The following is a 14,232-nucleotide window of genomic DNA, read 5'->3' on the forward strand; positions in this document are numbered from 1 at the left end:
GGCCAAATTTGCGCTCGCAAACGCTCATTTGCTCGCGCGTTAATGAGCATTATGTGACATTTGTCACGCTTGTTATCACAGCGGTTAATGGGCTGGTGGCGAATAACAGGCACAAAAAAGGGCATCGGATGCCCCTTGTCACTGTTTGATGAGTCTGATGGGTGTGTGATGCGTCAGCCGCAGCACTTCTTGTGCTTTTTGCCGCTGCCACAGGGGCAGGGATCGTTGCGCCCCGCCTTGAGGGGCGCCGGATCCTGCTCTCCCTCGGTGTAGACCCAGCGCCCCTGATAACGCACGAAGCGAGAACGCTCATGGAGGCAGTGACGCTCATCCCCTTCCAGAAACCAGGCTTTGAACTCCACCATCCCGGTTTCATCCTCCGGGCCGCCCTGGCTGGCGATAATCTCGAGACCATCCCAGCGGGTGTCGATGCGTGAAAGCTCTTCGGCGGTGAGACCGCCAAGGTGGGCCGGGTGCCAGCTATGGACCAGATACTCTCCCAGACCGAGCACAAAAGCGCTGTAGCGCGAGCGCATCAGCTGCTCCGGGGTGTCAGCCACTGCGCCACTGTGACGTGAGCCACAGCACAATTCGAGAGAAAGGGTTGAGCCGCAAGGACAAAGATTCATGATTTTCACGTTCAGGCCGATTTGTTTAAGGGAATTGTAACGAAAGCTGGGCTCGCCCTGCCAGCACCTATACTGACGAGTAAGCAAGGAATTCCAATAAAAACAGCTGCAAGGATGTGAAAGATGACGCTAAAGCAGAAAATCCTGTTACTGGGTGCAGTCCCCGTACTGTTGATGGCCCTGGTGGTCAATCTCAGTAACTACATGGTCTCCAAGAGTGATCTGGAGTCTGATCTGGTGGTGGCGAGGGAAAATGCCATCAAGGAGCGTAAAGCGCTGCTCAGCAGTTACATCATGATGGCCAAAACCGCCGTCGATGCCGTGTATTCCCTGCCGGATTCACCGGAAAATCGTCAAAAGGTCAAAGAGTTGCTCAGGCCGCTGCGTTACAGCAGTGATGGCTACTTCTTTGTCTATGACTTCGAGGGCAACACCATACTGCTGCCGGTGCGTACCGAGCTGGAGGGGAAAAACCGCTGGAACGACAAGGATGCCAAGGGCAAGTTGCTGATCCAGGAGATCCTCAAGTCGGCCCGCCAGGGGGATGGTTTTACCGAATACTGGACGGCCAAGCCCTCTATCGGTCGCGATGCTCCCAAACTGGCCTTTACTCTGGTGCTGGACAAATACCAGTGGGCCATTGGCACCGGTTTTTATATCGATGATATCGACAACGAGCTGGCGGCCTTGCGGGCAGAGCGCGAGAGCAACATGCATGCCTCGTTGCAGAGCAGTGTGCTGGTGATCCTGCTGATCCTGGGTATTACCCTGGCGGCGACCATCATTGTGGGCAACCGGGTCACCAAGCCGCTGGCGGATGCGGTGCTGGCATTGAACGATATCGCCAACGGCGACGGGGATCTGACTCAGCGCCTCAAGGTGCAGAGTCAGGACGAGATTGGCCAGCTGGCCAGCGCCTTCAACCGCTTTGTCGAGCGGATCCAGTCGGTGGTGAGTCAGGTGGGCGAGACCAGCAACCACCTCTTCAGCGCGGTCGACAAGTTGCACCATCTGAGCGAGCACTATGACCATCAGATGCAGGGTCACAGTCGCGAGACCGATCAGGTGGTCACCGCGGTGACCGAAATGAGCTCCACCGCGCAGGAGGTGGCGGCCAGTGCCTCCAATGCCGCGACAGCAACCAGCGATGCGGCCCGTGAATCGGACGCCGCCCGGGGGGTGGTGAGCGGGGCCATCAACAGTATCAATCGGCTGGTGGGGGAGGTACATACTGCCTCCGGCGTTATCGAACAATTGGCGCAAGAGACCGCCAAGATTGGCTCGGTGGTGGAGGTCATTCGCGGCATTGCCGAGCAGACCAACCTACTGGCGCTGAACGCTGCCATCGAGGCGGCCCGCGCCGGTGAGCAGGGGCGGGGCTTTGCGGTGGTGGCGGACGAAGTGCGTTCGCTGGCCGGTCGTACCCAACAGAGTACCAAGGAGATCAACGAGATGCTGCAACGTCTGCAGGGCGGGGTGAAGCAGGCGGTGGAGGTGATGCAGGCGAGCGAGGATCGCAGCCAGGAGACGGTGCAGGAGGCGAGCCATATCGCCAGCTCCCTCGACAGCATGGTGATGGCGGTCAGTACCATCAACGACATGAACATCCAGATCGCCACCGCCGCCGAGGAGCAGCACGCAGTCTCCGAGGAGATCAACAAGAACCTGGTGGCCATTCAGCAGATTGTCAGCGAGCTGACCAGCGCGGCGGTGGAATCCAACAGCACCACCCGCGATCTGGCCAGTACCGGCGACAAATTGCGCAAACTGGTCTCGCAATTCCGTTATTGATCTTGTAATGGTCCGTGACGGCAACCACAAGATGCGGCCTGACCCCTTGTTCAGGCCGCACTTTATTTGGGGATTGACCAATAATGTGTGAAAATTGCCAGCCTCTTTTTTTCAGCCTTTGCCCCATACCCTATGAATGAGATCGTGAAAGGTAGTATCGATTTGATCCGGCAGCTCAACTACGGCCTGGTCTATGCCAGCCTGGAAGAGCACAAGGAGCTGTCGCGCACCGATCTCTCCCGCCTGACCGGTCTCTCGCCAGCCAGTATCACCAAGATCACCCGGGAACTGCTCGATGGGGGGCTGGTGGTCACCTGTGGTGAAAGTTCAGTGGGGCGCGGCCGTCGTCAGACCTTGCTGCGCATTAACGAGCGCCGCTTCCAGTTTCTCTCCATGCGTCTCGGCCGTGGCTACGTGGATATGGCGCTGTTTGACTTTTCCGGCCGTTCGCTGGCCCGCCAGCGCCACCTCTTTACCGAGGAGGAGCGCGCCGATCTGCTGGGCAGTCTGGTGCATGCCATCAAGGTGTTTTTGCCGAGAAAGTCCCTCAGTCTGGCCTGCATTGCCCTCTGTCTGCCGGGTCAGGTAGAGCGCCACTCCGGCATGGTCAAGCACTTCCCCTTCTACGATCTGCGCAACTGGCCCCTTGGCCCGACTCTGCAACAGGCGTTCTCGGTACCTGTGCTGGTAAGCGGTGACGTGCGCACCTGGATCCAGGCTGAGCGGGAGTGGGGGGCCGCCAAAAATTGTGCCGATGCGGTGCTGGTGTTTGTCCACAACGACATCGGGGTCGGCATGGTGGTCAATGGTCAGCTCATCGAGAGCGAGAATGCGCTGCTCGGCGATCTCAGCCACCTGCAGCTCGAGCCCTATGGCCAGCGCTGCTACTGCGGCGGTTTTGGCTGCGCCTGCACCCTGGTGACCAATCAGGCGCTGGAGGCGCAATACCGGGATCTGCGCGAGCGGATGCAGGAGCACGACTTGCCCGAGAGCGTCACCATCCGCGAGCTGTGCGAGCTGGCGCTGGCGGGCAACGGCCTCTGTCAGGATATTCTCCATCAGGCGGCGGGTCGTCTCTCCAAGGTACTCTCCAATCTCATCTGCCTGCTCAATCCGGGCAAGCTGCTGCTGGGGGGCGAGATCACCCGTGCCGATCGGCTGCTGTTCCCCATGTTGCACCAGTCGCTGGCCAGCCAGCTGCCCGCCGAATATCTGGTGCGGCTGCAGATTGAATCCACCCACTTCTACGAAGATCCCACCAAGCCCACCTCGGTGCAGGTGCACAAGGCACTGCGCGATGGCAGCCTGTTGCTGGAGCTGCTGCGCAGCTGTCAGGATTCGTAAGGCAAGAGGTGTTGGCTCTGTGTCTGGCGAAAGGGGCACGGATTGCTGTTCCGCCAGCGCGTAACTCGGTACAATCTTGCGCTTTTCCGGCAGCCCCCTGTTATCGTGCTCTGTGGCGCCATGACATGTTGGCACCGCTGCCGTTCCTGTTTTGACTCCAGTTGTGAACCTAGATGAAGCCTGTTCCTGATCACGCCGTCAACCGCCTGCGGGCTTGGCGCAAGAGTATCTCTACCCGACCGTTTCTTGCCCGTGGCGGCACCCTGGCTCGCTGTCCGGCCTGTCAGCTGCGCGAGGACTGGTGTGCCTGCGAGTGGCGCCCCGAGCTCAAAGCCGAGGCCGGTTTTTGCCTGCTGATGTATGACAGCGAGCCGATGAAGCCCTCCAACACCGGTCGCCTGATCGCCGATGTGTTGCCGGATACCACCTGGGCGTTTCTCTGGTCGCGCACCCAGCCCCATCCCGAGCTGCTGGCCCTGCTGGCCGATCCGGCCTGGCAGCCCTATGTAGTCTTTCCCGCTTGCGAGAAGGCGCCTGCCCGCCTGACCGGCGAGGTGACGCTGGCACCGGGTAAAAAACCGCTCTTTATCCTGCTTGATGGCACCTGGCCGGAGGCGCGCAAGATGTTCAACAAGAGCCCCTATCTGGACGGTTATCCGGTGCTCGCCATCAAACCCGATACGCTCTCCACCTACGGTATGCGGGTCGCCAACTGCGATGAGCACCTCTGCACCGCCGAAGTGGCGGCCTGCGTGCTGGAAGTGGCGGGGGAGCTCAAGGCGGGGCAGGCACTGCAGCACTGGTTCAACTTGTTCAGCAGCCGCTACATGGCCGGTCGGGTCAGCCGTTTCCCCAGTGCCGATGAGGATCATCTCTGTGAGGCGCTGGCGGCCATCAAGGAAGCGAACGTCGCTTCACCGGCTTGCTAACGGGCCCTCTGAGCTCAAATAAATGAAAATCAGGAATCAATTGGCTGCCACTGTTTCGTTAGATTCATGGGCAGTGGCCCGTTAGGATAGCGGACAGCCTGTGCAGCCCCCCGCACAACGTCGTTTTGGTTATCTCCGGTTGCTCGACCCTTCGGGCAACCCACTCTCGTGAGGTCTATGGATGGAATTGGAACTGGTTACTCTGTTTGCCCTGTTCGGTGTAGCGCTTGTCGCCGGCTTTATCGATGCCATCGCCGGTGGCGGCGGCCTGTTGACGGTGCCTGCACTGCTGGCCACCGGTATGCCGCCCGCGCTGGTGCTTGGCACCAACAAGCTGCAGAGCAGTTTTGGCTCCTTCTCCGCCACCTGGTTCTATGCCCGCAAGGGGCTGCTGGAGTGGGCCATGATCTGGCCAGCGGTGATCTGCACCTTTATCGGTGCGGCTATCGGCACGCTGGCGGTGCAGACCATAGACGCGGCCATTCTCGAGCGCCTGCTCCCTTTCCTGCTGATGGCCTTTGCCTGCTACTTCTACTTCTCGCCGCGGGTAAGCGATGCCGAGAGCTCCCGCCGTCTGACTCCCATGCTGTTTGCGCTGCTGGTGGGGGGCGGTGTCGGCTTTTATGACGGGTTTTTCGGGCCGGGCACAGGTTCGTTTTTTGCCATTGGTTTCGTGGCGCTGGCGGGCTTTGGCATGGCGCGCGCCACCGCCCATACCAAGCTGCTCAACTTCACCTCGAATATCGCTTCCCTGCTGTTCTTTGCGCTCGGTGGCAAGGTGGTGTGGAGTGTCGGTTTTTGCATGGCGCTGGGGCAGTTCATTGGGGCCCGCTTCGGCTCCAAGATGGTGCTGAAAAAAGGGGTGAAGCTTATCAAGCCGCTGCTGGTGACCGTCTCCTTGCTGATGTCTGCCAAGCTGGTGTGGAGCCAGTATCCGGGGCTGTTTGCCTGGATCTGAGCCGCGGCGAGTGTGCGATAAATCGGATGTTTACGGGGCCCAAGGGTCCCGTTGTCATATCTGGTGTTTTACATGGCTAGCGCGGTGTGTCGCTGCGGTGGCGAAAGTGTTGGTGCAGGGCGCTCACCAGCCTGGCGATCCGCTCTCGTTTTAGGCTGTTTGGCCGGTAGACCAGATGAAGGGGGCGGCCCAGTCCGGGCAGTGGGCGCGCCATCTCCCCCTGTTCTCCCACCAGCCCCAGCAGGCCAGCGGGGAGCAGCACAGGGCCAATGCCTGCCTTGGCGAGTTCGATGAGCGCCAGATAGGAGTCGAGCTCCATGGTGGGCTCCAATCCCATATCTGCCAGCGGTTCGCGCAGGTAGCGGTTGGAGGGGTTCTCCAGATCCATGGTGAGGATCTTGCGCCTGCTTTCTGCGCTGGCTGGTGGCAGGCTCTGCTGCGTTTCGCCCACCAGATAAAAGGGCTCCTCAAGCAGCAGATCGGCGCCGAGGCCATGGCCGGGTGGGAGCCGACCGGCGCAGATGCCGAGCAGGGCATCACCGCTGCGCACCCGCGCCAGAATGACCGGGGTGTGGTGGGTAGAGAGGGCAAGGTGGGGATCGCGCTCCAGATAGTCGCGCATAAAGTGGGCGAGATAACCGGCCAGCAGGGTTTCGGAGCAGGCGATGGGGAGGGGGCTCTGATCCGCCAGATCCTGACTATCGGCAAGCACCCCCTTCATCTCTGCCAGACTCGGGGCCACTCGCTCCAGCAGCTCCTGCGCCTGCGGGGTGAGGCGGATCTGGCGCCCCTCCGGCTCGATCAGCTTCTTGCCAAGGCGCAGCTCCAGTTGGGCAATCCGCTTGCTCACCGCCGACTGGCTGATATAGAGGCGGCTGGCCACCTTGGCCATGGTCCCTTCGCTCGCCAGCAGGCCCAGCGTCTCCAGCCCTTCCAGTAACATCTCGCCCCCTTGTTTATCGCCATCAGCACCGTCACAGATTGATCAGCGCTACCTTAGGGGCTGACTGGTTCAGGAGCAAGGGTCGTTTGCTGCCTTGGCCGATCGAATGCGCCATTCACTTAAGGGCGGCGCGAAGATCACCAGATTGCCGATGAGGCTGATCACCACTCCGGCCACCGAGACCGGCTGCCAGACAAAGCCTTCATAGAAGGTAGATAGGGTAAGCGCCACCAACGGAAAGAGCACGGTGGCGTAGGAGGCCTTGCTGGCACCGATGCGCCCCACCAGGGTCAGGTAGGCGGTAAAGGCGATCACCGAGCCAAACAGGGCAAGGTAGACCATGGCCGCCAGATAGTGGCCATCGGTCGGCACCACCAGTTGCTGCCCGAGCAATGTGACCCAGCCCAGCAACAGCACCACGCCGTAAACCATGCCCCAGGGCACCAGTTGCAGTACGTGGTAGCCGTGGCGTTGGCCCCGGGCCGAGACCAGATTGCCCAGCGAAAAGCAGAGGGTGCCGCCGCAGGCGAGCAGCAGCCCCTTCCAGCCGTTTGCACCCAGTTGCGCATTCGCCAGCACCGGCCAGAACAGTAACAGGGTGCCAAAGAGTCCCAGCAAGGAGCCTTGCAACCAGCGCAGGGTGGGGCGCTTGCGCTCGAACAGCCAGAGGTTGAGGCCGTTGAAGATGCTGGCACTGGCGAAGATCACCGCCGACATGCCGCTCGGGATATAACGGGTGGCGTGGTAGAAGCAGAGAAAGTTGGTGGAAAAGAGCAGGGCACCGAGCAGTGCGGCATAGCGCTGGCCATGCCAGGGGAGGCGCGGAAAGCGGCTGCTGGCGGTGAGCAGTGCAAACAGTGCAACCGCCGCCAGCAGGAAGCGGTAGAGCACCGACACCTCGATGGGGATGGGGCCAAGTTGCCAGGCGATGGCAATCCAGGTGCTGCCCCAGATAAGCACGGTGGCAAGATAGAGCATCAGATTCATCACAGTTCCGGTGAGTCAGGGAGAGATGACCCACTATGGGGCGAGCCCTGATGGCTGGATTGCACCATCTTGCGGTTTTTCATCGTCACGCGCTGTCATCTGCGGGCGCGGTCGGTAAGATGGATGGCAGCGGGATAACCCGTACACATAACCGGAACAGGCGGCAGGGGCGAATGAAAACAGCAGGGGTATTTGATGCACTGGTCAGCACCGGCGCCCGGCTGGAGGACGCTTGCTGGCTCGAACCCGGGCTTGGCGTCGCCAGTTGGCGCAACTGCTATGACCAGACCCGCTATCACAAGCCGGGCCACCACACCCTGAGCGTCTATCTGCAAGGAGGCGAGCAGACCGAGCGACTCGATGGGCCGGGTGGCCACGGCGGCACCGGCAAGGTGTGCATCATGCCGGATCACCACAGATCCGAGTGGCTGGTGCGCGAAGAGTTTCGCTTCTTTCATCTCTACTTCACCCCGGCTCACCTCACCCGTATCGCCGAGGAGGCGTGTGACAAGGAGGGGCGCCACCTGCAACTGGTGGACAAGACCTTTATCGACGATCCGCAGGCGGCCGGGCTTGTGCAGCGCCAGTTGATGCAACTGCAGTGGCAGCACGGGGTCGATCGGTTGGCACTCTCCCACGGCGCCTGGATGTTGATCCTCCACGCCTATCGCCACCACACCGAGGAGGCTCCCGGCCTGCCGCCTCTGCGCGGCGGGCTGGCGCCCGTGGTGATCAAGCGGATGCAGGAGTATCTACAGGCCCATCTGGCCGATTCGGTCACGCTGGCAGAGCTGGCCCAGCAGGCGGGGCTGAGCGAGTATCACTTTGCCCGCATGTTCGGCCAGAGTCTCGGCTGCCCGCCCCATCGTTATCTGCTTGGGCTGCGGCTCAAACGGGCCAAGCAGCTGTTGGCTGGCCCCGAGCCGCTGGCCAGCATCGCCAGTCAGTGTGGCTTTTCTTCCCAGGCCCATTTCGGTAATCGTTTTCGCGAGGCGTTTGGTTTGACGCCGGGGCAGTGGCGGGCGCAATTGTCATCTTCTCGTCACAGATAACCCTGAGACTTTGGGCAAAAGAGGTGTACTCTCTACCACTTATCCATTGAAAGGAATGCCCATTGAATTATCGCAAACGTCAAATCCGTACCCGTCATCTCTGGTTCAGCCACTGGAATGCCCCGCAAGATCGCACCGCTGTCGTTACCCCTCCCGAACCTGCAGTGCCTCACAGTTCACGTTGAAAAAGCCCCGCCTGCGATAGGATTTTTCCGGTAACTTTGCCACTATTGCCCCATCACAATGATGTGGACATGGCTGGATGTTTCTGGAACGTATTGAAGTCAAAGGTTTTCGCGGTATAAATCGCCTGTCGCTCGGGCTGGATCAGACCACAGTGTTGATCGGCGAGAATACCTGGGGTAAATCGAGCCTGCTGCGCGCCCTCTGGTGTCTGCTGGGGCAGGATGCCGAGCCCTATCAGTTCACCGCCGAGGATTTTCACCAACCGGAAGATCCTGAATTGGCCCCGGCGCGCCACCTGCAACTGGTGCTCACCTTCAGTGAGCACAGACCCCAGATGTGTCAGCACTCCCGTCGGCTGGCCCGTCTTTGCCCCTCCTGGGTGCTGCACAAGGACAAATTCCACCGCATTCACTATCGCGCCAGCGCCGAGCTGCAGGCGGATGGCTCTGTGCTAACCATTCACGACTTTCTCGACGGGGTAGGCAAGAGCTTGCCCATCGCCAACACCCACGAGCTTGTCTGCCTGCTCATCACCATGAACCCGGTGTTCCGGCTGCGGGACGCCCGTACCGCTCGCAACGGGGTGGAGACATTGCAGTGGGGAGATCTCTCCGAGCATCGCTTGAGCGAGCTGGCGGACAAGCTGATCGACGAACCCCAGCGGATCGGCGAGCCGGAGCTCAAAGAGGCGCTGCAGGCGGTGCGCCAGCTGATGGATCACTACTTCAACGCTCTGGCCCCCATCAAGAACAAGCCGCGCAGTCAGCGCGACATCATCAATCGCCCCATGACATTGCGAAACCCGGGCAACCTGCATACCCTGCTGCGCCGCGCCGATAACCGCGCGCTGCAGCTGGCGATGGCGGGGATGGCGGCTACCTTGTTGCAGGCGCGGGGCAACCGCGAGCTGGAGGAGGGGGCCCGTCCCATCATGATCCTGGAGGATCCTGAGAGCCGGCTGCACCCGACCATGCTGGCGCTGGCGTGGGGGCTGCTGGAACAACTGCCGGGCCAGAAGCTGCTCACCACCAACTCGGGAGACTTGCTCTCTTCCCTGCCGCTCAATCAGGTGCGGCGGCTGGTGCGCCGTCAGCAGGATATCCTCTGTCACCAGCTGGGGGGCGAGCGTTACAGTAGCGACGATCTGCGCAAGATCGCCTTCCACGTGCGGATCAACCGCCCCATGTCGCTGTTTGCCCGTTGCTGGCTGCTGGTGGAGGGTGAGACCGAGATCTGGCTGCTCTCCGAGTTGGCGCAGATCTGCGGTTACAGTCTGCGGGCCGAGGGGGTACGGATCATCGAGTTTGCCCAGTGCGGCCAGTCGCCGCTCATCAAGGTGGCGCGGGATTTTGGCATCGAGTGGCATTTGCTGACCGATGGCGACGAGGCGGGGCTCAAGTATGCCACCTCGGCCCGGGGCCAGCTCAAGGGAGAGCGGGAGCGGGACCGACTGACCCAGCTCCCTGCCGCCGACATCGAGCACTACCTCTATCACAACGGTTTTGAAGCTGTGTTTCGCCGCGAGGCCGGGGTGGGAGGGCGCGCCATGTGGAGCGCCAGTCACATCATCAACAAGGCGATCCATCACCGCAGCAAGCCGGGAATGGCGCTGGCGGTGGTGGAAGAGGCGGAGCGGCTCGGCGCCGAGCATATTCCGCCGGTGATCCGCCAGATGTTTGCCCGGGTGGTGGCGCTGGCCCGTGGTCAGGGCTAAAACCAGCGCCGCATCCCGTCACTATGGACATGGCTGCCAGCAGGGCGCCCTTCAAGGTGGGCCCTGCTGGCGGCAAATTGCCCCGGATTGTTTGCCCACGATTGTTTGTCGCGATTGGGGATAGCCCTCGGTTTGGGTATACTCGCCCCTCTCTGGCGCCCCGGTGGCGCACCTCGAATCTTTACTGCTGGAGGCGTCGTGTTCGTCCAACTCCCTTTTTGGCTCTTTCCCCTTACCGGATTGATGGCGCTTGGCGCCCTGATCGCCCTCGGTATCGTGCTGTGGCGCGGTGATATCTGCCCTGGCCAGCGCTCGCGCATCAGTCAGCAGCTCTTCTCCATCTGGGTTATTACCGCTCTCTCTCTGATGTTGGCGGTAGAGGCCAAGGCGGCCAGCTGGCTCATCTGGAGTGGTGGGGCCGCACTGGTGCTCGGGGTTGGCTTGTCGCTGGCCCAGTCACGGCTGGAGGGCAAGCGTTCAGTCCCCTCGACACTGCTCTGGCTACCGGCGTTGCCGCTCGCTCTCTATGGCATCGGGCTGCTGCAACTGCAGGGCTGGGTAAGCGGTCTGCTGCAGATGGCGATGCTGGGGGCGGCCTTTGCCCACCTGATGCTGCTGCGGGCCCGTCATCGTCTCAAGGCATTCAACACCCTGTTGCCGCTGGCCGGTCTGGTGGGGGCGATGGCCAGCCTTGTCTGGCTGGCAGTGCTGGTGGGCTGGCAAGGGGGTGAGGCCAATCTTGATGCCCTGATCCCGGCGGTGGTGACCCAGGCAGCGCTGCTGGTGGCCTCTCTGCTGCTCTGGTTCAGCCCGCTATATTTGCAGCGTGATACTGCGCCAGTGGTGGTCTCCACCTCCCTGTGTGGCCTGCTGATCGCCCAGATTGCCGCTACCAGTGTGTTGCACCAGCTGATCTGACACTGGCGCTGAAAAGAGAAAGCCCCGAGCCAACACTCGGGGCTTTTGCATATCTGGCTTGCAGGAATCGCAGCAATCCATTCGCAGCAATCAAGCAGCTATCGATCAATAGAAATCGTCTGCCCCGCAGATAAAGAGGCAGCTGCTGCGCGGTTGGGCGAGATACTCCCGGGTCAATCCCTCCAGCGGCATGCCGAAGGTGCAGATATCCTGCGGCGAGGGGAGGGCGGTATCGAGGATCCGTCGCCAGTAGCCGCCGACCCCCTTTGGCGGGCTCGGCAGGTTGAAGGTGAGGGGCTCCCAGTAGGCGTTGAACAGCACATAGAGCGCCAGCTTGGTTTCGCTCGACAGCGCCGACATGGCGATGGCGTGGGAGTGGGGGCTGAAATCCGGTTGTCCGGCGTTGACCCCGTGCCAGCAGATCTCGCTGTGGCGCAGGATCTCGGTTAGCGATAGCGGCATGCTCTCCTGCTCCGGACGCTGAAACAGGTGTTTGCGGTACTGGATCAGCTCTTTCATAAAGCGGAACATCTCCTGACTGCGGGCATTGGGCAGCCAGTTCATCCAGCAGGTGGCATTGTCCTGGCAGTAGCCGTTGTTGTTGCCCCGCTGGGTGCGCAGCAGCTCGTCTCCCATCAGCAGCATGGGGGAGCCCACCGAGAGCAGGGTCGCCACCATCATGTTTTTGGCCTGGCGCATCCGCAGGGCGTTGATCTGGGGATCTTCCGTTACCCCTTCGTGGCCGTGGTTCCAGCTGAAATTGTGATCGCAGCCGTCACGGTTCTCCTCCCCGTTGGCCTCGTTGTGCTTGCTGTTGTAACTGGCCCAGTCCCACAGGGTAAAACCGTCGTGGCAGGTAACGAAGTTGATGCTTTTCTCGGGATCGGCGTGGTGGTAGTGGTAGATGTCGGGGCTGCCGCACAGCCGCTCGACAAAGGCAGTGACGCTGTTGTCATCCCCGCGTAGGAAGCGGCGCACATCATCCCGGAACTGGCCGTTCCACTCACGCCAGCGGGCGCCGGCCAGTGACCCCACCTGATAGAGCCCCCCCGCGTCCCAGGCTTCGGCAATCAGCTTGATGTCGGCGATGTTGGGGTCGGTATCTATAGTGCGCAGGGTCGGCGCATTGGCCTGCGGCTGACCCGACTCGTCCCGCGACAGAATGGCCGCCAGATCAAACCGAAAGCCATCGACGTGCATCTCCTGACGCCAGAAGTGGAGGCTGTCCATGATCATCCGCAGCACCACCGGATGGGCGCCGTTGAAGGTGTTGCCACAGCCCGAATAGTTGGTGTCCTTCTGGTTGTTGTCGAGGATGTAGTAGGCCTCGTTGTCGATGCCACGAAACGAGAAGGTGGGGCCATCATCTCCCCCTTCGGCGGTGTGGTTGTAAACCACGTCCAGGATCACCTCGATATTGGCCTTGTGCAGCGCCTTGACCATGTCGCGAAATTCGGTCAGCGGATCATCGCCGCAGGCGTATTGGGCGTGGGGGGCGAAAAAGGACATGGGGCTATAACCCCAGTAGTTGGAGAGTCCTTTGGGCGCATCCTGAGGATCGAACTGGAACACCGGCAGCAGCTCGACGGCGGTGACACCGAGAGATTGCAGGTAGGGGATCTTCTCAATCAGCCCGAGATAGGTGCCACGCAGCGCCGGATCGACCCCGGAGCTCGGGGACTTGGTAAAGCCCCCCAGATGCAGCTCGTAGATCACCGAGCGGGAGAGGGAGTGAGCGGGCAGTTTGTCTCCTTCCCAGTCGTAGTGGCGAGTATCGACCACCTTGTTCTTGGCGCAACAAGCCAGATTGCTGCCTGGACGGGCCGCCGCCCATCGATCGTAATTGGCGCCAAGCTCGATGCTGCGGCCGTAAGGGTCGAGCAACACCTTCTCGGCATCGAAGCGGGTGCCGCCATATGGGCGCCACGGGCCCTGAATGCGATAGGCGTAACGTTGCCCGACCGAGATCCCCTCCACATGGATATGCCAGTAGTAGGCGGTGCGGTTTAGGCGCGGGGAGAGGGGGAGCACCTCGGGGGTCGCATCTTCTGCGCTTGCGAAGAGCAGCAGTTCGACCCGGCTGGCGAGGCGTGCCCAGATCGCGAAGTTGACGCCGTTACTGTCGGGTGTGGCCCCCAACTGACGGCAGTGACCGGCGGAGATGCGCATATTCTACCTACCCAAAATGAGGAGTGTTCACCTTATTGAGTGTAGTGCCGGATGCCTGGCAAGGACTCGATTGCCTGAAAAAACAGCATGATGCTGCTAATGACCGCACTATTTGTCCGATTAATCTACGAATAAACTTTTTTTGAGATATTTACTTGCAATCTGTGCGCTGGCGCCTATTATTGGCGACCTCAGACGCGGGGTGGAGCAGCCCGGTAGCTCGTCGGGCTCATAACCCGAAGGTCGTCAGTTCAAATCTGGCCCCCGCAACCATCTGAGATCCTGACTAGTCAAACCGGTGTAACCGGTTGGTGGAAAAGGAGAAATCGAACTGGCTACTGCTCGGCCATTTCGAGAAAAATTCGGACGCGGGGTGGAGCAGCTCGGTAGCTCGTCGGGCTCATAACCCGAAGGTCGTCGGTTCAAATCCGGCCCCCGCAACCAACTTTTTCGTCAGCCTGCGATTGTGTAAACAGTCGAAAGCAGACAAACGCCAACAAGCTACTGCTCGGCTTGGGGGTGACAATTCGGACGCGGGGTGGAGCAGCTCGGTAGCTCGTCGGGCTCATAACCCGAAGGTCGTCGGTTCAAATCCGGCCCCCGCAACCAACT

General features: G+C 61.0%; 11 protein-coding genes and 3 tRNA genes. 10 read left to right on the top strand and 4 right to left on the bottom strand.

What is annotated here, in order from left to right:
- Positions 1–173: 173 nt before the first annotated feature.
- Positions 174–629, bottom strand: a complete 456-nt coding sequence (locus AB5Y99_RS14695; RefSeq protein WP_075115082.1) for a YchJ family protein — start codon at positions 627–629, stop codon at positions 174–176.
- 123 nt (positions 630–752) lie between these two features.
- Here AB5Y99_RS14695 and AB5Y99_RS14700 point away from each other — a divergent pair, with 123 nt between their 5' ends.
- From AB5Y99_RS14700 to AB5Y99_RS14715, 4 genes are all read left to right on the top strand, one after another.
- Complete coding sequence (locus AB5Y99_RS14700; protein WP_150996364.1) at positions 753–2,420, top strand: methyl-accepting chemotaxis protein; 1,668 nt, start codon at positions 753–755, stop codon at positions 2,418–2,420.
- A gap of 132 nt (positions 2,421–2,552) precedes the next feature.
- Complete coding sequence (locus AB5Y99_RS14705; RefSeq protein WP_257697290.1) at positions 2,553–3,764, top strand: ROK family transcriptional regulator; 1,212 nt, start codon at positions 2,553–2,555, stop codon at positions 3,762–3,764.
- A gap of 173 nt (positions 3,765–3,937) precedes the next feature.
- Positions 3,938–4,693, top strand: coding sequence for a tRNA-uridine aminocarboxypropyltransferase (locus tag AB5Y99_RS14710; protein ID WP_069555953.1), 756 nt, complete (start codon positions 3,938–3,940; stop codon positions 4,691–4,693).
- Positions 4,694–4,874: 181 nt separating this feature from the next.
- Positions 4,875–5,651 (top strand): TSUP family transporter, encoded by a 777-nt coding sequence (locus AB5Y99_RS14715; protein WP_257697291.1) that lies wholly within the window; start codon positions 4,875–4,877, stop codon positions 5,649–5,651.
- Between the two features lie 76 nt (positions 5,652–5,727).
- On the opposite strand, the gene AB5Y99_RS14720 is transcribed toward AB5Y99_RS14715, so the two are convergent.
- The gene (locus AB5Y99_RS14720; protein WP_236376847.1) at positions 5,728–6,594 is read right to left on the bottom strand and encodes a LysR family transcriptional regulator; all 867 of its coding nucleotides are present in this window, start codon (positions 6,592–6,594) and stop codon (positions 5,728–5,730) included.
- A 69-nt stretch (positions 6,595–6,663) separates the two neighbouring features.
- Positions 6,664–7,581 (bottom strand): DMT family transporter, encoded by a 918-nt coding sequence (locus AB5Y99_RS14725; RefSeq protein WP_257697292.1) that lies wholly within the window; start codon positions 7,579–7,581, stop codon positions 6,664–6,666.
- A gap of 173 nt (positions 7,582–7,754) precedes the next feature.
- On the opposite strand from AB5Y99_RS14725, the gene AB5Y99_RS14730 reads away from it, so the two are divergent.
- From AB5Y99_RS14730 to AB5Y99_RS14740, 3 genes are all read left to right on the top strand, one after another.
- Positions 7,755–8,633 carry a helix-turn-helix domain-containing protein gene (locus AB5Y99_RS14730; RefSeq protein ID WP_257697293.1) on the top strand — a complete coding sequence of 293 codons (879 nt, stop codon included), beginning with the start codon at positions 7,755–7,757 and terminating at the stop codon, positions 8,631–8,633.
- Between the two features lie 262 nt (positions 8,634–8,895).
- Positions 8,896–10,533 carry an ATP-dependent endonuclease gene (locus AB5Y99_RS14735; protein WP_069555949.1) on the top strand — a complete coding sequence of 546 codons (1,638 nt, stop codon included), beginning with the start codon at positions 8,896–8,898 and terminating at the stop codon, positions 10,531–10,533.
- Between the two features lie 198 nt (positions 10,534–10,731).
- Positions 10,732–11,451, top strand: coding sequence for a hypothetical protein (locus AB5Y99_RS14740; protein ID WP_088868835.1), 720 nt, complete (start codon positions 10,732–10,734; stop codon positions 11,449–11,451).
- A gap of 105 nt (positions 11,452–11,556) precedes the next feature.
- Here AB5Y99_RS14740 and glgX read toward each other — a convergent pair whose 3' ends face one another.
- Positions 11,557–13,620 carry a glycogen debranching protein GlgX gene (gene glgX, locus AB5Y99_RS14745; protein WP_368210020.1) on the bottom strand — a complete coding sequence of 688 codons (2,064 nt, stop codon included), beginning with the start codon at positions 13,618–13,620 and terminating at the stop codon, positions 11,557–11,559.
- Positions 13,621–13,816: 196 nt separating this feature from the next.
- Here glgX and AB5Y99_RS14750 point away from each other — a divergent pair.
- The 3 genes from AB5Y99_RS14750 to AB5Y99_RS14760 all read left to right on the top strand — a co-directional run bounded on the left by AB5Y99_RS14750 (position 13,817) and on the right by AB5Y99_RS14760 (position 14,229).
- A tRNA-Met gene (locus tag AB5Y99_RS14750) sits at positions 13,817–13,893 on the top strand.
- Positions 13,894–13,987: 94 nt separating this feature from the next.
- A tRNA-Met gene (locus tag AB5Y99_RS14755) sits at positions 13,988–14,064 on the top strand.
- Positions 14,065–14,152: 88 nt separating this feature from the next.
- Positions 14,153–14,229 (top strand) — tRNA-Met (locus tag AB5Y99_RS14760).
- Positions 14,230–14,232: the final 3 nt, after the last annotated feature.

The organism is Aeromonas sp. R4-2, from assembly GCF_040908295.1.
Classification (GTDB): Bacteria; Pseudomonadota; Gammaproteobacteria; order Enterobacterales; family Aeromonadaceae; genus Aeromonas; species Aeromonas veronii.

Excerpts from the sequence above, each read along its gene's own strand:
- AB5Y99_RS14695 (WP_075115082.1), bottom strand. The coding sequence starts at position 629 with ATGAATCTTTGTCCTTGCGGCTCAACCCTTTCTCTCGAATTGTGCTGT.
- AB5Y99_RS14700 (WP_150996364.1), top strand. The coding sequence starts at position 753 with ATGACGCTAAAGCAGAAAATCCTGTTACTGGGTGCAGTCCCCGTACTG.
- AB5Y99_RS14705 (WP_257697290.1), top strand. The coding sequence starts at position 2,553 with ATGAATGAGATCGTGAAAGGTAGTATCGATTTGATCCGGCAGCTCAAC.
- AB5Y99_RS14710 (WP_069555953.1), top strand. The coding sequence starts at position 3,938 with ATGAAGCCTGTTCCTGATCACGCCGTCAACCGCCTGCGGGCTTGGCGC.
- AB5Y99_RS14715 (WP_257697291.1), top strand. The coding sequence starts at position 4,875 with ATGGAATTGGAACTGGTTACTCTGTTTGCCCTGTTCGGTGTAGCGCTT.
- AB5Y99_RS14720 (WP_236376847.1), bottom strand. The coding sequence starts at position 6,594 with ATGTTACTGGAAGGGCTGGAGACGCTGGGCCTGCTGGCGAGCGAAGGG.
- AB5Y99_RS14725 (WP_257697292.1), bottom strand. The coding sequence starts at position 7,581 with ATGAATCTGATGCTCTATCTTGCCACCGTGCTTATCTGGGGCAGCACC.
- AB5Y99_RS14730 (WP_257697293.1), top strand. The coding sequence starts at position 7,755 with ATGAAAACAGCAGGGGTATTTGATGCACTGGTCAGCACCGGCGCCCGG.
- AB5Y99_RS14735 (WP_069555949.1), top strand. The coding sequence starts at position 8,896 with ATGTTTCTGGAACGTATTGAAGTCAAAGGTTTTCGCGGTATAAATCGC.
- glgX (WP_368210020.1), bottom strand. The coding sequence starts at position 13,620 with ATGCGCATCTCCGCCGGTCACTGCCGTCAGTTGGGGGCCACACCCGAC.